Raw genomic sequence first — 20,710 nt, forward strand, 5'->3', positions numbered from 1 at the left:
GCAATGGCACATATTCTTGACAAAGAGCCATCACTTCCACTACGAGAATGTTCATCTTAAAAACAGCCAGGGGCCAGCCCTAGTTCTTATACCTTTGATATTATTCGCAATCGTATACGCGCTTATTTACCCACATGCTCTGTTCTACCTAAGAAGAAAAATCCACGGAGACGAAGTGGATAAATAAGCGCCGTTAAAGGAGTCAAGACTTGAGGAAAGAGGGTCAAGTCTTGGGTTTTGGCATCTCTAAAGCTTTGTAAGCTTTTATCAATTATTTTTTATCTCTTAAGTCAGAGACGGATAAGATATTTTCGTCAATTTCATCCAGGGTAGGCCAGTTTAAAAAGCACTTCTTCTGTTTTTTCAATTAGCACATAAGCGCAAATATGCCAGCTACTTCATTGTACCTCATTGTATCAAGGATCAGGCAAGGTTCAAGACTTGGCCCCCTTAACCTTAACTATGCCACCGGTAGAATTTGAGAATCAACTAATGCTGAATTGCGCCTTATCTAACAGTCCGGCCTCAGGGGGTGCAGTCCAAGGTCTATTTTTGCCGGGTTTGGCAGAACACACTTTTTCATAGATGTCACCACATATTAAGGCTCGTATTTTTTCCCGCCAAGAAGAAACGAATACGGGTAGTCAATAAAGTTATCTACTAAACCGTTGCGCACTGGATTTTCAAGAATAAAAGCTGCAGTGCTTACTATCTGATCCATAGGAAGAGTTTGCTCCCTGTAATCAGGTTGCCATACAGGACCTTTCCTCCCACCCTTAGCAAGGACATACTCAAATCTAAATCTTAACAAGTTAACAAAATGAGCTACCATAACGTTTCCCGGCTGGCAAAGGATATGTGCGTGATCCGGCATTATGCAGAATGCAAAAAGCTCATACTCATGAAGAGCGGTTGTTTCAAAAATCAGATAGGCTAGGTTATTGCAGTTGTTTGCTTTACTAAAAAGAGCTTCCTTGTGATAAGCCGTAATAACTACATGGTATATGAGCGGTAATGTATTTACATTATCTCGATCTCCATCTTGCTTTGTCAACAGCCGCATGCTCTCCATGAGATATTACAATAAATTAATCGTATGATGTGCACAATCCCCTTTAGGGATATTTTTAAAAATTTTTCTTAAGTTTTTGCCCTGACTTTCACACCCTTTGAGAAACTAAAGCAAACACTATCCTTTAGCCGGGATAAAGCAAACTGAAGACAGGGCGGGGGTGTCTTGTTGCGGAAGTTAGGAGGATTTGGTACTCCAAGCAATTTCACAATCGCACACTTTTTTGGTAACACTACTCTAAAACAGCAGGTAGCTAGATTGTCCGGTGCCTGTCACCTCATAATGCTTGGTATAGGTTCGCTTTGGGGATTTATAGAGGGCATTCTGATTCTTGTTGGGACTATCAACAAAGATGCGAGCAGCGTGCCTTTGAAGGACTAATCAATTCTAGATTTGCTTAGTATTCGATTTTGGCCAGGGCTATGTGCCCCGGCCATCTTTAGTTAGCTCTGCTATTGATTAACGCTAATGTGCTTAAGCACAACTAGTTGACAACCTCATGCTTAACCGCTAACTTAGTTATTATTAAGTCGTTATCTATTATGATGTCGTTGAGAAGGGTATATTATTTTTAGCAGTAGCTATAGGAGAGACCCATGAATGAAGATATCCTATATCCTAAAATATGTGGCAACAAAGCATGATTTGGAAAGCTTCGTAACAAGGGATGAATTTAGACAGTCACACAACGAGCTTCTCACACGTATGGACGAAATGACTACGATTCTAAAGCGGCTCGACCAAGAACGAGTTTTTACATTTGAGTATGTAAAAAGGCTTGAGATGGAAGTTGAGAGAAATCGTAAGGATATCGATCATATTAAAGATGTTTTAAAGATTAGTTGATTCTTAGACATAGAGCTAAGGATAAGTTGCCCCCACCCATTTATAAACCGTTATAAACCGCCTAACCGGTATGGCCGAGCATTTACTTTTGGCTCCAGCTGAAAGTGTGCAGTTTAAGTGTTGATACAACCCCTGCATGAGCCGAGGGCCAAAGAAGACCTGAGGATGAAGAGATACGGTCAGAAGGGTCTTCGCTAACGAGGTCGATATCAGGAACGCCCCCAATACCCAGTGGCTACTCTCGGCCAATGCTTTAGATACTGCCTTTAAGCTTCGATGCTTCTTGCCTTGCCGTCTCCGCTTTCTCAAGCATCCCAGCTTTTTTGTATGCGACCTCAAGTCCTTTAAGGGCTACAAACTTATCGGCATCACTCTCAGAAAGCAAGTATGCCCGCTCAAGATGGCTTATGGCAAGCCTGTAATCATTTTTATAGAAAAGGGCAAGCTGGCCTACGTTTAACTCCATCTCGGCCGAGTCTGGGTTAGCATTAAGTCCCTCTAGAGCAAACTCCCATCCCTCATCCGGCCTTTTAACTTTGTAAAGCAGATAGCTTCCCACGTAGTAGGCATCAACTATATGTGGGTCGAGCCAGGTGGTTAATCGATATAGAGGAATTAGCTCATCTTCTTTTTCGTTAAGCGCTCCATAATAGTTATCATGTAGGCGGTCGACTTTGAGCCAGATATAGGCCGCAGCGACTGACCTTAACCCGCCGAGAAGCTTTAGCGTAGTTGATGCGGTGGACTTAACGTGTGTCATCTCTAGTTCCATCTTGCCTCGCTCAGCATCGATTCCTACTTGAAGAAATATTGAAACAAATAAAAGAAGAGCGATGGTAATAGCAACTGTGATTTTCTTTACACCATAATTGGGTGTTAAGATGGTTGCTCTCACTAGAGCTCCTTTCTGCTAAGGGCTAGAGAGGCTACAGCGAGAAAGACTGCCGAGAAGATGGCAGAGTAAAGAAGCGACTCAACCATAAAACTTGTCTTTATAGTGATTCCTCGGGCGGCTGGCTCGCTTACGTTGAAGTTCTCAAGCGAGGGCAGCAGATACTTGAGCGCAAGCGCGATAGTCTTTGCCGCACCACTGCTTTCCATAGCACCCGCTAAGGCATCGTTTTTTACGTGACCCACAAAATAAAATAGGATGCATGCAAAGACGTTGACGACAGGCGAGACAAAGGTCGACATCAAAAGCGCAAACGCCGATAGAATCGCCGCTTCAAGCCCCATCATGACTACACCCTGGAAAATCCCCAAGGAGAGCTTCCCAAAGTAGATATATACAAATCCGGCTATCGCAGTGCCCATAAGAATTGCGCAAGCTACAATAACGGCGAGTATACCTAAATATTTACCTACTAAGAAATCGGCTCTTCTTACCGGCTTGGAGAAGACGTTATAAATCGTGCGCCTATCGATCTCGCCGGGCACCTGGTTTACCGATACCGCAATTGCGATGATGGCGATTGCAAGATAGGCAATACCAAGGGCAATATCGGAGAAGAGCTGCATGCGAAGCCCGACTCTAAAAGTGGGGATCATCGGCTCAATTGCAAACAAAAGAAACGCAAATAGAACCGTTACATAGATTATCTTTTGTCTTACGGCCTCTCTTATTACATTTATGGCAATCGCACTAATCTTCATTTGGGATACCCCCGATAAGCTCGACAAAAAGTTGCTCAAGGGTTTTAGTTACTCTTCGCACATCCTTGATGTGACCGCCTGCCAGGCGAATACTATCGATCAACCCATCGAGTTCGTCTTCTTTAACCATAAAACTCTGTGCACCCTTGCGCCCCCCGGCTCTGATAACTGATTTTGCCGTCCGCCAGGTTTTAGGCAATGTATAAGCGGTTACTGTATACATATTTTCCTCATTGAGCAGGTCCTCGATTTTGCCGCGGGCGATAACTGTACCCTTATTCATAATCGCAACCTCGTGGCAGATGTTTTCTACCTCTGAGAGATAATGAGAGCTAAGAAGAATCGATTTTCCCTCGGCGTTTAACGCTAGAAGAAGCCGCCTCATCTCGACCTGTCCGATCGGGTCAAGGCCAGATGCCGGCTCATCGACAATTAGAAGGTCGGGATTATTGATAAGTGCCTGGGCGATGCCAAATCTTTGAAGCATACCTTTTGAGAATTTGGAGAGGGGTAGCTTTGCCGCATCGGCAAGTCCAACCGTCTCTAAAAGGCTACCGACCCGCTCAGCTCGCTCAGTTTTTCTAATTCCAAAAAGCTTTGCATAAAAATGAAGCGCGGCTTCAGCACTCAGGTGAGGGTAGAAGTAGGGCTGCTCAGGCAAAAACCCGATTCGCTCGCGTGCCTTTGCGCTCATCGGCTCACCGAAGATACGCACCTGGCCAGAATCGGGCCTTAAAAAACCAAGAGCCATCTTAATTGTTGTGGTTTTTCCAGCCCCATTTGGCCCAAGCAGGCCAAATACCTTGCCAGACGGCACGCTTAAGCTTACATCAACAACTGCCCTGCGCTTGAGCATGCGCCATCCAATCTTATAAGTCTTTGACAAATTCTCTAGCTCAAGTGCCTTATCCATAGCTTCAACCCATCTATATTGTCTGGTAAATGGAATAATTACTGACTTTACTATCCTGCCGCAGATTTCTTCTGCTGCTTCTATATATAAAACGGCAAAAAGTGGGTGGGGCTAAAGGGGGAGGGTTTCTAATTACGTTTTCGAGCAGCTAAAGCAAAAGAATAGAAATATTTATTTAAATCATCAAGCGATGTGTTATATTCACCATCGCTAAATACAGTACTACAAAATACTTCTCTTACTCGTATTATTTCTTTTAATCGGTTCCTCCAACGCGGATCTTCTATTGTTAAATCGATAAGATCCAATGCCCTGTTTATTGCGTTTTCAAATCGCTGTTGGTTTGTCTCCTGAAACTTAAGGGCACGGTTTACCTCACTGCCAATATTGCCCATCTGCTCAGCCAGCGAAAGAGTTTGCCATCTTCCTTTCGCTGAATCAACATGAATAGGGTTACTCATATATAACCAGCCTATTTACTATACCAATAATTCTTTCTCTTATTCTGGGGTCCTCAACATCTCTTGAGCGATTGTTTTGTGATGGCCTTATATTAATAAAGGAATCAAACTCAATCAATTCTTCCTTATCTACCTCAGGATATAAGTTAACTCCCCATAAATTACTTTGTTCGGAGCCCTGTTCTAAAAGAACAGCTTCTTCATCTGCGTGAAGTTCACCGCCAATAGCCATAATTTCCTTATCTATATCAACAACCGCTTTTACTAAATCACCGAACTGATTTCTAGCAATCTCCACTAACTCTTTTAATGCTATAGGCTCTTTTATGATTCTTACGTCCAACCGACACCTCGAAGAACAAATATTTTGCTAAGTTCTTATTTTAGCATATAACTTATAAGGAGATAGTTAATACAGGGATTTTGCAGTTCAATGCTCTTAGCGCTTGACAGATAGCATTCTTTATAGGTCTGGAGGTGCCGATGTCTGATATGTAGGTCTAGAATGTGGGCATTGTGCTGCCCTCTGCAGCACTGCAGTACCGTTAACTGCAGCACTAATTAATCAATTAATCACACGATAATCAAAAATCATAAATCGACAATCCCTAGCTCGTCGTTCGAAGTTCAAAGTTCGAAGTTGTTTCGGTGGGGAAGGGTCGGTTCTTCTCATCGACGAAGATAACTTTGGGCTGCCAGCCGGCAAGCTCTTCTTGGTCTGCTACAGCGTAGGAGAGGATAATTACTTTCTCACCCGGATTCATCAGTTTTGCTGCGGCACCGTTCAGGCAGATGACGCCAGAGCCGCGCTTACCGTAGATGGCGTAAGTCTCCAGGCGAACGCCGCTATCGACGTTTACGACCTGCACTTTTTCGTTTTCCAGTATATCGGCAAGCTCCATGAGCTCGGCGTCAATCGTGATACTTCCGATATAGTCCACGTTCGCCTCGGTAATTATTGCCCTGTGGATCTTGCTCTTAAGCATAAACCGCTGCATAAACATTCACCCGTTCACAATTTAAAACAATTCACCAGATTTTTCAAGTTCGCCCGGATGGATGATAGTGTTATCGATCAAACGAGCTTTACCGACCTTTGCAGCAATTGCTACGAGGGTAGGTTCCCTTATTTCATCCACTGGAGCCAGGTTCTCAGGATCGCATATTTCCAGGTACTCGAGCTTAACCTGTCTCTCCGCATTGATTAGATCCCGCAAAGCCTTAGCGAGTCTTGCGGGGTCTCTCTCGCCGCCATTTACTATATCATGTGCAAGCTTCAGCGCTTTCGATAGGATGAGCGCGGCATCCCGCTCCCTGGGCGCAAGGTACACATTTCTAGAGGACATCGCCAGGCCATCCTCATCGCGAACTGTCGGGATGCCAACGATCTCGACATCCATATTAAGGTCGTGGACCATCCTCTTGATGACAGCAAGCTGCTGCCAATCCTTCTCACCAAAGAGCGCAACATCGGGGGAGACGATGTTAAACAACTTGGCGACAACTGTCGCGACTCCTCTAAAATGCCCAGGCCGGCTTCTACCGCATAATACGTCTGTGATGCCGCCGGCTACCTCGACATAAGTCGCGTACCCATCGGGGTACATCTCAGCAACCGTTGGCACAAACAATATATCCACGCCGGCGCCCTTAGCCAGCAGCCTGTCTCTTTCAAGGTCCCTTGGGTATTCGTCTAGGTCCTCGCCTGGGCTGAACTGGGTTGGGTTTATGAAGATGCTTACTACAACGATGTCGGCTAACTTTTTGGCCTCTCGCATGAGGGTTAAGTGTCCCTCATGGAAATAGCCCATCGTGGGGACGAACCCAATTGCCATGCCCCTTGAACGTTTGTCCTCCAGAATTTTGCGCAACTTACTGATAGTGTTTATTTCCAACATTGATTTTTTAAATCCTCCGGGTCATGTCATGATGTGCTAATGTTCTAAGGCACCAAAGATTTATATTCTTCTAACATTGGCACTTTATCATTTCAAGACATCGGCATATTATCTTACTCCTCCAGATCCCGACCGATTTCATCCATGAGTTGCCGCAGGGCTTCTTTATCCATCTGGTAGGAGTGCTCGTTGGCAGGGAAGACGTCTGTTTTCACGTCATTTATGTAGCTTTTTACCGCCTCGTTAATGATGGTTTTAAGATTTGAATATTGCTTTACAAACTTAGGGACAAATTTATCAAACATGCCGAGCATGTCTTGTGTAACTAGTACTTGTCCATCACAAGCTGGCCCGGCACCAATGCCGATGGTTGGGATAGTTAGGCTTGCAGTTACCATCTCAGCCAGCTCCACTGGAATTTTCTCAAGGACGATGGCAAATGCGCCGGCCTCTTCAAGGGCAATAGCATCTTCAAGCAGTTTTTTTGCTTCGCCGATCTCTTTTGCCTGCAGGCCGTATCCGCCAAACTGGTGAACTGATTGTGGGGTTAGGCCGAGGTGGCCCATAACCGGGATGCCTATACCGGTCATTTTCTTGACCAGGGGGGCGACGTGCATGCCTCCTTCGATTTTTACGCCGTGCGCTCCGGTCAGTTTCATTATGCTGCCGGCGTTTTCTATGGCCTTTTCATCTGAGACTTGATAAGACATAAACGGCATATCAGCTACTACCATCGCGTGCTTTGCCCCGCGGACTACTGCCCTGGTATGGTGCATGATATCCTCGACCGTGACCGGCAGGGTATTCTCGTAGCCCAGGATGACGTTGCCTAGGGAATCGCCAACAAGAAGGATATCGATTCCTGCATCATCAAGTATCCTGGCAAATGTATAATCATAAGCAGTCAGCATAGTTATTTTTTGCCGGTTTGCCTTCATCTCCTTTAACGTTTGAACGGTAACTTTATTCACACGCTACCTCCCAATTATTGATTATCTAACATCTCGATGATCCTGGTTGCTTCTTCCTCTGATATAGTGCCCTTCTTCAGGGCAATATCAACTGTCAGCCGCCCCAAAGATTTGTATATATCTATAATATCACTATCCAGGTTTTTTAGCGCCTCTAAGTGCTGTTTTACTGTTTTGGTATCGCCGCGGGCAATTGGGCCGGTTAGCGCATCTACTGTACCGACCTCCTCAATATTAGAGATCGTTCCCTTGATAAGGGGAAGCATAGCTTTAAGAGCGTCCCTTTCGCGTATGCCAGACATCTCGAACAATCTCTGGGCAAGATTAAATAGCGTAACCAGGTAATTTGATGCAATGCTAGCTGCCGTATGGTAAAGTGTTTTATTCATATCCATAACCGCTACAGCCTTGCCACCCAAATCATCAACCAGCGACTTTGTAATTTCTTCTGCCAAACCCTCGGCTGTAACGCCAAAATAAGAGCCAGGAATCTTTTCAATTGCAAGCTCGATGCTTGCGAAAGATTGGATTGGGTGGATACTTGCTATTCTTGCCCCGGCGGATTTAGCCTTTGCAAGAAGATCAAGCGATCCGGCACCGCTCATGTGAATTACAGTATGGTGAGGCAGAATTGCGCCTTCTTGCACTAGGCTGTCGCAAACCGGCTTGATTTGTGCGTCTTTGGTAGTAATCAAGATAATATCTACGTCTTCTGTTGCATAGGCTGCATTTTTGGTTAAGATTGTGCCGGCTAAAAACGGAGCAGCTTTCTTTAGCGAGGTGTCGGTTCTTGCGACTGCGGTAACTACCTTGTGTCCCTTCTTTGAGAGTAGATAGCCGACAGCAACTCCTACTTTTCCGGCGCCAATAATTGTTATCTTGAATTTTTTATTCTCCATGAAACACCTAAAATAGCTTTCTGGCCGCCTAAGGTGCAGCTTTTTATCTATTTTAATGGCCAGCCGCTATTTTAAGCAAACTGCACAGAAGCTGCCTGCTTGCTCGGAGATTTTTACGGTTTTAAAACCGGCCTGAGTAAAAAGGTCAGAAAAGCTATCCCGGTTGAAATAGTATTTGGGCATGTCTTCTGCTGAGAAGCCGCGCATATTTGGGCTTATTACACCTAGGCAATATAAAAGGAATAAGAATGCCCGGTCACGGATATTTTTTCCACTGTCTGGTTCGATGACTACCGCCCGTCCACCTGGTTTTAGCACCCGATAAAGTTCACCCGCGGCTTTTTTTCTATCCGGAACGGCCTCGATGGCTCCCGCACAGACAAGCTTGTTGAAATGGTGATTGTCAAAAGGAAGATTCTCAAGATCACCCTCTACGAAGCTGATCTGGCCATTGAGCCCGGCTTCATCGGCATTTTTTTTAGCGATATCTAAGAATTTGGGAGAGAGATCGACACCATAGACTTTTGCATTGTTTGTCCTCTGGGCGATTGTAATTGCGTAAATACCCGGGCCAGTTCCAGCATCCAGAACCACATCGCCGTCTTGGGGATCAAGTGCGTCCAGCACAAAGGATGCAAAAACATTACCTGAGTGGTATGTAAATTTTCTGAAGAAAGAGTAAATCGGAGCCATTGCGTTATAACAGTTGATAGTTCGCTCTTTATCTATCGGCATTTTTCACCTCTGCACTAATACATGAAGATTTACGCGAAACTTGTCATAAGCGTTGGAGTATTTACCCGTTCTTAAACTATGCCAATCAAATTGCATGGTGCAGAGAGATGTGAGCCAGAGGCATACAGAGGCATAAGTTCTTTAGTGCTGCTTTAGTCAAGCCTGGATGTTATAAAAATCTGTGCCAAATAAAAAGACCCTAGGATTTGCAGTATTATTAAGATGTTATAAGATTAAGATGATATAAGCGCGCTCATCGGTATCTCGAGTCCATGCAACTCAAGCAGCTCTTTATCTAACAATATTTCACAGGTTGGGCCATCGGCTACTATTCTGCCACCAGATAGTATTACCGAGCGCTCGCATAAGCGCCAGGCAAAATCTAAGTCATGTGTTGCAATAATCATTGTGTACCTGAGATTCGCAAGGAGCGACTCGAGCCGCCTGCGTGCCCTGGGGTCGAGGTTGCTTGTTGGCTCATCCAAAACCAGTATTTTGGGGTTCATTGAAAGGACGGTTGCAAGAGCAATTCGTTTCTTTTCACCGAAGCTTAAATGGTGTGCGGATTTGTTTGATGCCCAGAGCATATCGACCATCTCTAACGCGCCTCTTACTCTTTTGATAACCTCAGCCTGACTCAACCCCTGATTGATAGGGCCAAAGGAAACATCGTCAAAGACAGTTGTCATAAAAAGCTGGTCGTCGGGGTCTTGAAATACAAGACCCACCAACGAGCGTATCTGACTTAAGCTCTTTTTATTCGATTCGATTCCATCTAACTTGAGCACCCCATTACCAAGCAGCGAGCCATTTAGATGCATAAGGAAAGTCGACTTTCCCGCGCCATTTGGCCCAAGAAGCGCAACCCTCTCGCCGTGATGGATTGTAAGATCAATGCCGTTTAGAGCAACAGTGCCGTCTGGGTACTTATAGGTTAATTTCTTTGCCTCGATTGCCATTTTTTTCAAAAATTAAAACCTCCAGATTAGAATAATTGCAAGAAGACCGGATGATATAAATGCAAAGGCCGCGTCGTTTAAGGTTAAAGCGGGCGTATCCAGCGTATTTATCGTACCGGTGTACCCTCTAGAAGACATTGCAATGTGTATCCTCTCGGCGCGTTCGTAAGAGCGGATGAAAAGACCCCCGATCATCTGCCCTATGATTCGCATATTCTGCAATCTGCTGCTTCTGCCTAAAGTACGAGCGTCTCTTGCCCTAATCATTCGCTTTACCTCATCGGTAAGTATCCACATGAAACGGTAGAGAAAAGAAAGGAGCATGGTTATGATGCGAGGGACCCTTAGCATTTCCAAACCCTTAATAAATTTCGGGAACGGGGTTGTTGAGTAGAGCAGTACGGCAACCAGGGCTGACAGCCACGATTTGATAAGCGCGTTGAAAAACAGGTACAGTCCTCCGTGCGATATCGGGTACTGGGCAAATCCCAGATGGTAGGCATCCGGGTGCGGTCTATTTGGCATAAACACAAGGAGTATTCCCGCAAACACAACAAATGGCACGATTGTTAAAGAGCGCTTAATGCCAAAGGATATCGGAATTTTTGAAACGGCATACAGGCATCCAATAACCATCAGGAAGAGCCCAAATCGTAGTATCTCAGATGCTGGCGTCAAAACAATCGCAAGAATAAGTGCAATAAAGACCACCGTTTTGGTTCTGGCATCAAGCCTGTGTATTACCGATTCTGCATAGGAATAGATCTCAAAAGAATAGGTGTGCGAGTGCTGGTGCCCATTTTTTTCTCCATCAGTTTTATACTGGCGCTTATTAGCTGGTGGGTGGTAATGTATATGCCGGTGAATAACGTTGCCATGAGCATGCTCATGGGCGTGAAGTCCTCCACTGTGCAGGTGTTCTGCTGTATCCGTACTTTTCTGCAATGAGATTCCATCTGATAGGTCCTTACTGCTGCGTCGGTATCTGAGCGCCAGGGCGGTACTTATACCAACCAGGATGCTGGTCAATACCCCTACTAAGCCAGCAAGCGATTTGCTATTAAGAAACTTATAGTTGGAGATAGCTGCCCTGAAAATACGCACTTCGTTATGACCGAATCCAACATCCTGAGCGACCCTTTCCAGGCCGTCGGGTAGGGAAGACGCAACGGGGGACAAGAATACAGCAAGAAATACTGCAATTGCGGCTAGTACAAAAATTGCTCTCCAATCTAATTCGGGGCGGCTATTAGCAAGGTATGGTCTTATGCTGAATAACTGCCCGACAGTTACTAAGGTAATCAGACCTTCACCTGCACCGATCAAGACATGCCATCCGACCATAAGCGATGCGGTGATTAGAAAAGGTGCGGTACCTGATACCGCAAGTTCAACTGTTGTAACTAGCGCAGTTGCAATGGTTGAGGCGAATCCTGCAATAAATACCGCAACTGGAGTGTTTATCCGTCTTAAGAGTCGGTAGACCCCATATGCTGCTAAAGGAGCAGTTATCCCCATACTTAAAATATTTGCACCAAGCGCTGTAACCCCGCCGTCACCAAATAAAAATGCCTGAACTGTTAAGACGGAGGTCATAATAAGCATTGCTTTCCATGGCCCGAGCAAGATTGCAGTGAGCGCACCACCGATGAAGTGCCCTGAAGTGCCGCCTGCGACGGGGAAGTTTACCATCTGGGCTGCAAATACGAATGCGGCTAAGACACCCATGAGGGGTAAGTCTTTTTCTTCTGTGTCCTTGTTTACTTTTCTTATTCCATAACCGATGGTAACCGATGAAGCTACCGCTGCTGTTACCCATGTTTTAGTGTCTAAGAAGCCGTCTGGAATGTGCATGGTTACTCCTGAACCGTAAAAACTACATTCTTAGACACTTCGGTGTCTGGTTAGAAAGTAATGTATGGGCTAAAGCCCTGAGCTACTGGCATTGCAAGCTCAAGAAATGTGAATGTGATCGTGGTTATGTACTTCTTCGAAAGCTTGCTCAAGCAAAGTCACGGCTTCAGCTGCTTTTTCTGCCGCTTTAGTAAGCTTTTCCGATAGGTGGTCTTGGTGCACTGTCTTAGCAAGTTTTGACCACTGTTCGATTCCATTTTTCAATAGCTTGGATTGTTCTGTTAACTGGTGAATCGCCAGCTTATAATCAGCTGTGCTAAATCCCACTTCGCACATAAAAACCTCCGTCAGTTACGGTAAATCGGCAAATAGATTCATGGTAAACTGGAACCTCTTATCCGACCCACCAATTCGCCGTTTTTAAAACAACAAAACCACGAAATGCTTGCGAAGTTCGCTTCGCCAGACCTTCGTGGTCATAATTAGTAGATATTCGCTTAACACCATATTATAGCATACAAACTTTATGCTATCAAAGGCAGAAATTGAAAATCAAAACCGATAACCGATAATTCCTCGGCTGCTACTCTTTGGGTGTGAGAACTACCATGTGCTCGAGAAGTTTTAATTCCTTAAATTCGGCCTTTATTTGCCTTTGCTCACCGAAAAGGTCGACAAGTAGAAGCTTATCTCCCTGAGGTGTGATCGAGATCACATCCTTCATTAGGACTTCTTGCTCGCCATCTTTTTCTATAAATACGTTGGTTTCACACATTTTCTTTTACCTCCACTGCGTGGCTTGATTTTTTATCTCTGATTGCCGCCTTTACCAGCTTAATAGTTTCATCCATAAGGTGGGGAAGGGGCAAATCGCTTGTTCCAACAAGATCAATGTGCTTACCTAGCGGCAGCAGTATCTTTCTTGCCTTTGCAAGGGAGAGATGCTCGGCCATTGCCGGGGTCAGCTCTCCCAAAAAAGAGTTCGGGATCATGATGGAAACGGGCCCGACGATTATATCAACGTCGGGAACCGTTACCCTGAATGCGTTCTCGCCGCTTGCACCAAGATTTGCCCCAGCCTTCATCATATTGGTTGCGGCTATTGCATTTGTCCCCAGCGCAATTATCTCAATTTTCTCAGGCAGGCTCTCTCTCAGGCGCGCTATGATCTGCTGGCCGATACTTCCACCTGCACCATCTACAACCAAAATCTTCATGCTATTAGCCAAGCCATTCTGATAGCTCAGCGACAAACCTCTCTTTTGGCATTGCGCCAACAAATCTCTTTTTAACCTCACCGCCGACAAATACAGCGAACGTTGGGATGCTCATCACCTGATATTGGCCTGCAAGACGCTGGTTATCATCGACATTTAGTTTAGCGAATTTCATCTTATCCGAGTACGTAGCAGCCAGCTCCTCAACAACCGGGGCAACTATTCTGCACGGACCGCACCAGGCAGCCCAAAAATCAACCAGGACGGGTTTATCCGATTTTACAATTTCTGCATCCCAAGAACCCTCGTTAACCTCGATAACGTTGCCTGCCATAGCCCTATACTCCCTCCTAATGCTGACTCTCGATATATTTTTCAGCGGATACCGCGGCTAGAGCGCCTTCTCCGGCTGCGGTTACCACTTGTTTCAGCGGGTTATTTCGGACATCACCGGCAGCAAAAACACCGGGTACCGATGTCATAAGATTATTATCGGCAACAATGTAGCCTTTTTCATCAAGTTCTATTTTACCTTTAAAAATTTCGGTATTGGGAAGGTTGCCGATAAAGACAAATATGCCATCTACTGGAACCTCTGTTGTCTCACCGGTCTTGACATTTTTTATCGTTGCGCCGGATACCATGCCATCGCCAGATACTCCTGCAATAACTGAATCGAGTATAAAATCTATTTTTTCGTTCTTACGCGCTCTCTCCTGCAGGATTTTGTCCGCTCTTAACTCGTCTCTTCTATGGACGATCGTTACCTTGCTGGCAAAGCGGGTGAGATAGATTGCTTCTTCAACAGCGGAGTTACCGCCGCCAAGCACCATTACGTTTTTATCCCTAAAAAATGGGCCATCGCAGGTTGCGCAATAAGATATTCCGCGACCGGTAAACTCGGCCGCACCAGGCACATCAAGTTTGGTCGGGCGTACGCCTGTTGTGATAATTATCGCTTTGGCCTCGTACTCGCCGTCGGTTGTTATGACTTTCTTTACTGGTCTGCTGAAATCGACCGAGGTTACCTCGGCATAACCGATCTCAACACCAAATCTTTCAGCTTGCTCTCGCATCTTATCAGTTAGCTCAAAGCCAGATATTCCGTTCGGAAATCCAGGGAAGTTTTCTATCTCGTCGGTAAGCGTTGCCTGCCCGCCAATGCCCTCCTTTTCAAAGAGCTTTACTTTTAAAAGCGAGCGAGCCACATATATGCCCGCTGTCAACCCAGCTGGTCCTCCTCCAATAATTATCACATCATACTCGTTAGCCAATCTTCCTTACCTGCCTTTCTTACTGATTCTTGGAGTGCCCTTTGATTTGGGCATCAAGCTGTCTTATTGCCGCTTGAGCCTGAAGTGAGAACTTACTTTCGGGAGGTGCCGTATCAACGACCTTTGCAAAGTAATCTCTTGCTTTTTGCGGGTCGTTGTTCTCCTGGTAGATAACTCCCAGGTTAAAATACGCCTGATAGAAATTCGGGTCTTTTTCTATGACAGTATTAAGTTCTCTTATTGCGATATCGCTTGCGCCCAAATTATAGTAAGCTACCGCCATATCAGTCCGCACGCTATGGCGACTTGGGTCGATATCTAACGCTTTTTTATAATTATCTATCGCTTTTTGATAGATCTTCTGATCTTGCTTTACGCCGGCCAGGTCAAAATAGATGTTGCCAAGCCCAACCAGTGCATCGATATCTTTTGGATTTTTCTTGAGGATGGCCTCATAGGTATCTTTCTGCATATTCAGCGTATTGACGTCGTTTTGGTATGCCTGGAACTGCCTTTGAAGCTCCGGCGGCGCATCTGGCGGGATGCCTGACGGTTTTCCGCTGAAATAGTTTGGATTTTGCATAAAGAAGACTACAAGCGCAATGGCGGCGACTGCGGCGACGGTTGACCAAATGGTTTTTTTATTGGCCTTTACCTTAAATAAAGCCCTCTTAATGCCGCTATATGCGAATTCCTCGCCTGGATGCTCTACCTTAATATCCAGTGTTTGAGCTTTCAGGAGCATGTTGAGGTCGTTTGTGACTATAGTAACCTCACGGCCATTGCTCTCTTTTTTAATCTGGTAGACGATTGAGAGAATACGGTCGTCAGAGTTCTTGCTGGTAAACATCTCAGGCGCGCCTTTTGCTGGGTCAAAACTAATGACCCGTAAGACGGAATTCTTGCCGAATTGAATCCCATCAGTTAACTTGCCATTTTCTGAGAGTTCAAATAATATTCTTGATATCTCCCGGCTGCGGTAACGGAGCTCCCGGTCCGCCCTTGATGTTTTGACCTTATCGAGCTCGCCAAGGACGATATCGGGTATAACGACATCGGCGTTTGGGAACGCGTAAACCGCTCTTGGATTATAGAGCAGAACGTTCGTATCTAATACATATATCGGTCGCTTTTTATTTATCTTCGACATAGTAACTGTATTATAAACTTTTCAGCTAGTAACTGATAGTCATTTAGTAAAAACTCATAACGCCAGGATACAGGCTTGGGTGCAAGATACTGGCTTAAATAGCCCAAATATTGTATATTTGTGCTTACAAATTATACCCCAGGGGGGTATTATCTGTAAAACTAAATTTTTCTTCATCTTTAAGAGAAGAGCCTGGTTGTCCGATAAAGGTTAAAGTTAGCCTGGTTGAGTTTCACAGATAAACCTGGCTAAATAGAGTTAGGACTATCCAAGGACTATCTATAAAATACAAAAGGAGATCACATGTACGAGCCAGATAGAGAAGAACTTATAATACCAGACGAAATACCGTTGATTCCGCTTAGGGATATAATTATCTTTCCAAATCTAGTGGTTCCGCTGTTTGTTGGCAGAGATAAATCAATAGCAGGTCTTGAAGCCTCTATGAAAGAAGACCACATAGTGGCGCTGGTTACTCAGAAGCAGGCTGAGCTGCAAGACCCAGATGTGAAAGATCTATATAAGATCGGCACTGCCGCGGTTATCATGCAAGAATTGAAAATACCAGACGGGACTGCAAAAGCTCTTGTTGAGGGGCTATCTCGCATCGAAATTATCGAATTTACTCAGACAGAGCCTTTCTTCAAGGTAAGGATAAAGGTTTTGCCGGAACAGGAAGATAAGGATGTTGAGGTAGAGGCGCTTATGCGTAACCTCGTCCTGCAGTTTGAGCGTGCGGCAAGCCTGGGCAAGCCTATTCCGCAGGAAGTTCTTCTTGCAACTGCAAATATTGAGGAGCCGGGAAGGCTTGCTGACTTCATTGCTTTCCACCTTAATCTAAAGATTGATGAGAAGCAGCAGATTATCGAGGCAATAAATGCAAAAGACAGGCTGGAGAAGGTAAGTGTATACCTTAATCGCGAGCTTGAGATACTTGAGATCGGAAGCAAAATTCAGTCTCGCGTAAAAGACCAGCTTACTAAAACCCAAAAGGAATATTTCTTAAGAGAGCAACTAAAGGCGATCCAGCAAGAACTGGGTATGCATGATGAGCAGTCTGATGAGATAGAAGAAATCCGCACTAAAATAGAGGCAGCAAAAATGCCTAAAGAGGTAAAAGAGAAAGCAATTAAAGAGTTAGATAGACTTGCAAAGATGCCGTCATCTGCTGCTGAGGCCTCGGTCATCAGGACTTACCTGGATTGGCTAATCGGCCTACCATGGCAGAAAAAGAGCAAAGCAAAGTTGGATCTTAAAGAAGCACAAAAAATCCTTGATGAGGACCACTATGGCCTTGATCAGGTTAAAAAGAGAGTGCTGGAATACTTAGCTGTCCATCAGCTTACAAATAAGATGAAGGGCCCTATTCTTTGTTTTGTTGGCCCTCCGGGGACTGGTAAAACATCAATAGGAAAATCAATTGCCCGCTCTCTAGGTAGAAAATTCGTGCGCATCTCGCTAGGCGGCGTGCACGACGAAGCTGAGATTCGCGGACACCGGCGCACCTATGTTGGGGCGCTTCCCGGGCGAATCATCCAGGCAATAAACCAGGCGGGGACTAAAAATCCGGTATTTATGCTTGATGAAATTGATAAGGTAGGTGCCGATTTCAGGGGTGACCCGACGGCTGCACTTCTCGAAGTGCTTGATCCGGAGCAGAACTTTGCCTTTTCTGATCACTACCTGGAGGTTCCTTTTGACCTCTCAGACGTCGTCTTTATCACGACGGCAAATATGCTGGAGACAATACCGCCAGCGCTGCGTGACCGCATGGAGATTATTCGGTACTCTGGCTATACCGAAGAGGAGAAAGTGCAAATTGCGACCAAATATCTAATCCCAAAGCAAATTAAAGAGCATGGATTAGACAGTAAAAAAGTAACCTTTGCGGAGAAGGCGCTTCGTAAAATAATCCGCGAATACACAAGGGAAGCTGGCGTTCGAGGACTTGAGAGAAAGATTGCAGATATACTTCGCCAGGTAGCTCGCAAAGTGGTTGAGGGAGAGACAAAACGTGTTAGGATAACTGAGAAGACGGTGCCAGATTATCTTGGGCCACGCCAATTCAGCTATGGTATTGCCAGCGATGCTGATGAGGTAGGCGTCTCAACAGGTCTTGCCTGGACCGAATTTGGTGGAGATGTCTTAGCTGTAGAGGCGGCACTTCTGCCAGGCAAGGGAAAGCTTCTTCTAACTGGACATCTGGGCGAGGTCATGCGTGAGTCAGCGCAGGCTGCGGTAAGCTATATCCGGTCGCGCTCTTCTGCGCTAAGTATCGACAAAGACTTCTATAGCGAATACGACATTCATATCCACGTGCCGAGCGGCGGGATTCCTAAGGATGGCCCATCGGCTGGCATCACAATGGCTACGGCTCTTGCTTCAGTCCTGACTAACCGTCCGGTAAGGCGGGATGTTGCTATGACAGGGGAGATCACATTAAGGGGTCGGGTACTTCCTATTGGAGGCGTTAAAGAGAAGGCCCTAGCGGCTCACCGGGCCGGTATCAAGCAGATTATCCTGCCGGCAGAAAATGAAAAGGATACCACCCTGATTCCGGATGAGGTCAAGCAAGAGCTCAAATTTTTCTTCGTGCATCACATGGACGAGGTTCTTGACATTGCGCTTCGAAAGCAAAAGTCCAGAAAAAAAGAGCCTGCTTACGCTTCAAGAGTGTAATACGTATCATAACAATTGATTGATAAAATAACAGCTGTTGTTGTATGATTGACCTAACTTATGAATAGTTTAAGGCTCAGGAAGTGACTGCCACGTCATGGGTTGGGGTCAGCATGTTTGGGAGGTTTCGCCCGGAGACGAACTCCATAGTAGCCCCCTAATGGGGATTTGAACAAGACCCATAAATTCCTGAGCCTTTATTTTGTAAGCTTACAAAATAAAGGCTCAGGACAACATATCAATTGATAGCTTAGCAATACGGTTTTTAAATAGGGTGCAATCAATCAGCGCAATCAATCGTTTGCCGTTTAAGATTGATAGCCTTTTTTGCAGTTTGTTGTCAAATGCTTAATTGCTCGCTCTAACATCTGCTCTATAGTCGCAACACTTCTTCCTACTTACCAGGTGGTTTTGTCTTCTTACGATCACACTCAGGCTTGTTGCATCGCACTAGCAGACATTATGCGGGATTTAACTTGGATGGTTACGCTACGTTTAGAGCGAACCCATCCCGGGAAACTTAAGCGTGATAAGCTCATGGATAACTCGTTGAAACTCTTAGTCTTTCTTAATATCGCTGATATATTTCTTACCAAGTACTTGACTGATCAGGGTGCTATAGAGCTTAACCCGATCATGGAGTATCTCCTGGCGGTTAATTTCTGGTTAGCACTTATCTTTAAGCTAGCTATCGTCGGTTTGGTTGTTCTTGCCATAGTGGAGCTAAGAAAGTACTCAAAGGGGATAAACTTCATAGTTACAGGTGCCAACTTATTTTTTGCTCTATTGGTTATTTATCAGGTAATAGGGGTATTTGTACTTTTTTAAGGTGTGCTCGAATTTCAATTTATCTTGAGATAGCGTAAAAATGCAAGCGCAAATACTGTTAGTTTAAAAATCCGGTCTTACCGTTTATAGTATATATCTAGCAGTTTCTAAAATGGTTATCTTTTCTTCTATCTTAGGAGTAAGTGGTTAGTGCGGGTTTTTTCTAAAGGAGACCGGGGAGACGAAATCGTTGATATACAGCTAAAACTATCGACGCTTGGGTATAAACTTGGACCCAACGGTGCCGATGGCTGCTTCACGGAGTTGACAGAGGAATCGATAAAGCAGTTTCAGGCAAGTAGGGGTCTTTCGGTGACCGGAATAGTCGATGAGGAAACTTGGAGGTCTCTTGTTGAAGCTACATATAAGCTAGGAGACCGGTTTCTTTATTTGAGGTCGCCCTTTTTTAGAGGCGATGACGTGCGCGAGCTACAGCTATCTTTAAATACACTGGGTTTTAATACCGGCAAGGTAGACGGCATCTATGGTGAGACTACCGAGCGGGCTGTAAGGGAATTCCAGCGAAACTACGGCCTACCTAGCGACGGGATTTTTGGACCATCAACATTTACCGCAATACGAAACCTGCGCCATCTTCTAGAAAACAAGGCAAGCGCAATATTTCCCGATCCGCATCGGCATCAACCTTCGGCTATCTCAGTCTTCAGAAACCGGAAAATCGCCGTCGGTCTCGTGATGGAAGATGTTGAAGAAGCGGGTCTGGTGGAAGAAGAGGAGGTCTGGGTTAGTCGAGACCTCGGCTTGCGGCTCGGCAATCTTCTGGAGCTGCTTGGGGCCAATGTTACGTATATTGAAGGAGCTGATTTAATAGTTGGCAACGGGGAAGTTGATATTTACGTTGGCCTTAGATTAAATTATGGGGCAAGCAGTGAGTCCCGCGGGAGTATTGTTATCTATAACAATAGTCCTGGTAACGTTGGTGTGCAAAGTCAGACGCTGGCTGAGATGATAAATGAAGAGCTTGCACGCTCGTTAGGATCGCATAATCTTGGCATAAGACCTTCAGATCTTATGTTGAAGGCGGGCGTTAATGCACCGGCCGTTCTCATAAAACCTCTATTTATTACAAATCCCAACGAAAGAGCGCTGCTAAGCGAGGACGTGTTTAGGCAGAAAATCGCAGTTGCAGTATTTGATGGCATAAAGAGCTATCTTAAACTCTACCAGAATTTTACCTCTGCCACAGAGCAGAAGGACGGTTAACCAGCCAAAGCAACCATCCAGTTAAGGCATTTGCTCTTGTTAGATTGGTTATGATACACTTCTAAATCAAAGGTTTT

At 45.2% G+C, this 20,710-nt stretch carries 25 protein-coding genes; 6 read left to right on the forward strand and 19 right to left on the reverse strand.

Annotated features, from left to right (window positions below):
- Positions 1-187 (forward strand): hypothetical protein (locus K6T91_09130; GenBank protein ID MCL6472955.1); only part of this gene is annotated, 187 nt, incomplete at its 5' end.
- 411 nt (positions 188-598) lie between these two features.
- On the opposite strand, the gene K6T91_09135 is transcribed toward K6T91_09130, so the two are convergent.
- Positions 599-1,054 (reverse strand): transposase, encoded by a 456-nt coding sequence (locus K6T91_09135; protein ID MCL6472956.1) that lies wholly within the window; start codon positions 1,052-1,054, stop codon positions 599-601.
- A 186-nt stretch (positions 1,055-1,240) separates the two neighbouring features.
- Between K6T91_09135 and K6T91_09140 the strand changes: the two genes are divergently transcribed.
- Positions 1,241-1,453 carry a hypothetical protein gene (locus K6T91_09140; GenBank protein ID MCL6472957.1) on the forward strand — a complete coding sequence of 71 codons (213 nt, stop codon included), beginning with the start codon at positions 1,241-1,243 and terminating at the stop codon, positions 1,451-1,453.
- A gap of 219 nt (positions 1,454-1,672) precedes the next feature.
- Positions 1,673-1,918: a hypothetical protein gene (locus K6T91_09145; protein MCL6472958.1), complete on the forward strand. Its 246-nt coding sequence runs from the start codon at positions 1,673-1,675 to the stop codon at positions 1,916-1,918.
- Between the two features lie 253 nt (positions 1,919-2,171).
- Here the strand turns inward: K6T91_09145 and K6T91_09150 are convergent, their stop codons facing one another.
- The 18 genes from K6T91_09150 to K6T91_09235 all read right to left on the reverse strand — a co-directional run bounded on the left by K6T91_09150 (position 2,172) and on the right by K6T91_09235 (position 15,902).
- Positions 2,172-2,813, reverse strand: coding sequence for a hypothetical protein (locus K6T91_09150; protein MCL6472959.1), 642 nt, complete (start codon positions 2,811-2,813; stop codon positions 2,172-2,174).
- Positions 2,813-3,571: an ABC transporter permease gene (locus K6T91_09155; GenBank protein ID MCL6472960.1), complete on the reverse strand. Its 759-nt coding sequence runs from the start codon at positions 3,569-3,571 to the stop codon at positions 2,813-2,815. The genes K6T91_09150 and K6T91_09155 overlap by 1 nt, the downstream gene beginning before the upstream one ends.
- On the reverse strand, positions 3,561-4,484 hold the full coding sequence (locus tag K6T91_09160) for an ABC transporter ATP-binding protein (GenBank protein MCL6472961.1): 924 nt from the start codon (positions 4,482-4,484) through the stop codon (positions 3,561-3,563). The genes K6T91_09155 and K6T91_09160 overlap by 11 nt, the downstream gene beginning before the upstream one ends.
- Positions 4,485-4,612: 128 nt before the next feature.
- Positions 4,613-4,945: a hypothetical protein gene (locus tag K6T91_09165; protein MCL6472962.1), complete on the reverse strand. Its 333-nt coding sequence runs from the start codon at positions 4,943-4,945 to the stop codon at positions 4,613-4,615.
- Positions 4,938-5,288 carry a DUF5674 family protein gene (locus K6T91_09170; protein ID MCL6472963.1) on the reverse strand — a complete coding sequence of 117 codons (351 nt, stop codon included), beginning with the start codon at positions 5,286-5,288 and terminating at the stop codon, positions 4,938-4,940. Before K6T91_09170 ends, K6T91_09165 begins: the two co-directional genes overlap by 8 nt.
- Before the next feature lie 265 nt (positions 5,289-5,553).
- Positions 5,554-5,943 carry an aspartate 1-decarboxylase gene (locus tag K6T91_09175; GenBank protein ID MCL6472964.1) on the reverse strand — a complete coding sequence of 130 codons (390 nt, stop codon included), beginning with the start codon at positions 5,941-5,943 and terminating at the stop codon, positions 5,554-5,556.
- Between the two features lie 21 nt (positions 5,944-5,964).
- On the reverse strand, positions 5,965-6,843 hold the full coding sequence (gene panC, locus K6T91_09180) for a pantoate--beta-alanine ligase (protein ID MCL6472965.1): 879 nt from the start codon (positions 6,841-6,843) through the stop codon (positions 5,965-5,967).
- Positions 6,844-6,956: 113 nt separating this feature from the next.
- Positions 6,957-7,814, reverse strand: coding sequence for a 3-methyl-2-oxobutanoate hydroxymethyltransferase (panB, locus tag K6T91_09185; protein MCL6472966.1), 858 nt, complete (start codon positions 7,812-7,814; stop codon positions 6,957-6,959).
- Positions 7,815-7,828: 14 nt separating this feature from the next.
- Positions 7,829-8,713 carry a DUF2520 domain-containing protein gene (locus tag K6T91_09190; GenBank protein ID MCL6472967.1) on the reverse strand — a complete coding sequence of 295 codons (885 nt, stop codon included), beginning with the start codon at positions 8,711-8,713 and terminating at the stop codon, positions 7,829-7,831.
- Positions 8,714-8,779: 66 nt separating this feature from the next.
- Positions 8,780-9,448, reverse strand: a complete 669-nt coding sequence (locus tag K6T91_09195; protein ID MCL6472968.1) for a methyltransferase domain-containing protein — start codon at positions 9,446-9,448, stop codon at positions 8,780-8,782.
- Between the two features lie 233 nt (positions 9,449-9,681).
- Positions 9,682-10,407, reverse strand: coding sequence for an ATP-binding cassette domain-containing protein (locus K6T91_09200; GenBank protein MCL6472969.1), 726 nt, complete (start codon positions 10,405-10,407; stop codon positions 9,682-9,684).
- Between the two features lie 12 nt (positions 10,408-10,419).
- Positions 10,420-12,261, reverse strand: a complete 1,842-nt coding sequence (cbiQ, locus tag K6T91_09205; GenBank protein MCL6472970.1) for a cobalt ECF transporter T component CbiQ — start codon at positions 12,259-12,261, stop codon at positions 10,420-10,422.
- 99 nt (positions 12,262-12,360) lie between these two features.
- Positions 12,361-12,597, reverse strand: coding sequence for a hypothetical protein (locus K6T91_09210; GenBank protein MCL6472971.1), 237 nt, complete (start codon positions 12,595-12,597; stop codon positions 12,361-12,363).
- A 247-nt stretch (positions 12,598-12,844) separates the two neighbouring features.
- Positions 12,845-13,036: a CooT family nickel-binding protein gene (locus K6T91_09215; GenBank protein ID MCL6472972.1), complete on the reverse strand. Its 192-nt coding sequence runs from the start codon at positions 13,034-13,036 to the stop codon at positions 12,845-12,847.
- Positions 13,029-13,478, reverse strand: coding sequence for a DUF3842 family protein (locus tag K6T91_09220; protein MCL6472973.1), 450 nt, complete (start codon positions 13,476-13,478; stop codon positions 13,029-13,031). Before K6T91_09220 ends, K6T91_09215 begins: the two co-directional genes overlap by 8 nt.
- Positions 13,479-13,482: 4 nt before the next feature.
- Complete coding sequence (trxA, locus tag K6T91_09225; protein ID MCL6472974.1) at positions 13,483-13,812, reverse strand: thioredoxin; 330 nt, start codon at positions 13,810-13,812, stop codon at positions 13,483-13,485.
- A 16-nt stretch (positions 13,813-13,828) separates the two neighbouring features.
- Positions 13,829-14,752 (reverse strand): thioredoxin-disulfide reductase, encoded by a 924-nt coding sequence (gene trxB / locus K6T91_09230; protein ID MCL6472975.1) that lies wholly within the window; start codon positions 14,750-14,752, stop codon positions 13,829-13,831.
- Between the two features lie 19 nt (positions 14,753-14,771).
- Complete coding sequence (locus K6T91_09235) at positions 14,772-15,902, reverse strand: tetratricopeptide repeat protein (protein MCL6472976.1); 1,131 nt, start codon at positions 15,900-15,902, stop codon at positions 14,772-14,774.
- A gap of 303 nt (positions 15,903-16,205) precedes the next feature.
- On the opposite strand from K6T91_09235, the gene lon reads away from it, so the two are divergent.
- From lon to K6T91_09250, 3 genes are all read left to right on the forward strand, one after another.
- Complete coding sequence (gene lon / locus K6T91_09240; GenBank protein MCL6472977.1) at positions 16,206-18,581, forward strand: endopeptidase La; 2,376 nt, start codon at positions 16,206-16,208, stop codon at positions 18,579-18,581.
- A gap of 462 nt (positions 18,582-19,043) precedes the next feature.
- Positions 19,044-19,409, forward strand: a complete 366-nt coding sequence (locus K6T91_09245; GenBank protein ID MCL6472978.1) for a DUF5658 family protein — start codon at positions 19,044-19,046, stop codon at positions 19,407-19,409.
- A gap of 150 nt (positions 19,410-19,559) precedes the next feature.
- Entirely contained in the window at positions 19,560-20,633 is a 1,074-nt protein-coding gene (locus K6T91_09250; protein MCL6472979.1) for a peptidoglycan-binding protein, read from the forward strand.
- Positions 20,634-20,710 lie beyond the last annotated feature (77 nt).

This window comes from Bacillota bacterium, from assembly GCA_023511485.1.
In the GTDB taxonomy this organism is placed as follows: Bacteria; Actinomycetota; Aquicultoria; order Aquicultorales; family Aquicultoraceae; genus CADDYS01.

Coding starts and splice junctions, on each gene's coding strand:
- K6T91_09215 (MCL6472972.1), bottom strand. CDS start 13,036: ATGTGTGAAACCAACGTATTTATAGAAAAAGATGGCGAGCAAGAAGTC.
- K6T91_09210 (MCL6472971.1), bottom strand. CDS start 12,597: ATGTGCGAAGTGGGATTTAGCACAGCTGATTATAAGCTGGCGATTCAC.
- K6T91_09190 (MCL6472967.1), bottom strand. CDS start 8,713: ATGGAGAATAAAAAATTCAAGATAACAATTATTGGCGCCGGAAAAGTA.
- K6T91_09200 (MCL6472969.1), bottom strand. CDS start 10,407: ATGGCAATCGAGGCAAAGAAATTAACCTATAAGTACCCAGACGGCACT.
- K6T91_09165 (MCL6472962.1), bottom strand. CDS start 4,945: ATGAGTAACCCTATTCATGTTGATTCAGCGAAAGGAAGATGGCAAACT.
- K6T91_09175 (MCL6472964.1), bottom strand. CDS start 5,943: ATGCAGCGGTTTATGCTTAAGAGCAAGATCCACAGGGCAATAATTACC.
- K6T91_09220 (MCL6472973.1), bottom strand. CDS start 13,478: ATGAAGATTTTGGTTGTAGATGGTGCAGGTGGAAGTATCGGCCAGCAG.
- K6T91_09160 (MCL6472961.1), bottom strand. CDS start 4,484: ATGGATAAGGCACTTGAGCTAGAGAATTTGTCAAAGACTTATAAGATT.
- trxA (MCL6472974.1), bottom strand. CDS start 13,812: ATGGCAGGCAACGTTATCGAGGTTAACGAGGGTTCTTGGGATGCAGAA.
- K6T91_09145 (MCL6472958.1), top strand. CDS start 1,673: ATGAAGATATCCTATATCCTAAAATATGTGGCAACAAAGCATGATTTG.
- K6T91_09235 (MCL6472976.1), bottom strand. CDS start 15,902: ATGTCGAAGATAAATAAAAAGCGACCGATATATGTATTAGATACGAAC.
- K6T91_09245 (MCL6472978.1), top strand. CDS start 19,044: ATGCGGGATTTAACTTGGATGGTTACGCTACGTTTAGAGCGAACCCAT.
- cbiQ (MCL6472970.1), bottom strand. CDS start 12,261: ATGCACATTCCAGACGGCTTCTTAGACACTAAAACATGGGTAACAGCA.
- panC (MCL6472965.1), bottom strand. CDS start 6,843: ATGTTGGAAATAAACACTATCAGTAAGTTGCGCAAAATTCTGGAGGAC.
- lon (MCL6472977.1), top strand. CDS start 16,206: ATGTACGAGCCAGATAGAGAAGAACTTATAATACCAGACGAAATACCG.
- K6T91_09155 (MCL6472960.1), bottom strand. CDS start 3,571: ATGAAGATTAGTGCGATTGCCATAAATGTAATAAGAGAGGCCGTAAGA.
- K6T91_09195 (MCL6472968.1), bottom strand. CDS start 9,448: ATGCCGATAGATAAAGAGCGAACTATCAACTGTTATAACGCAATGGCT.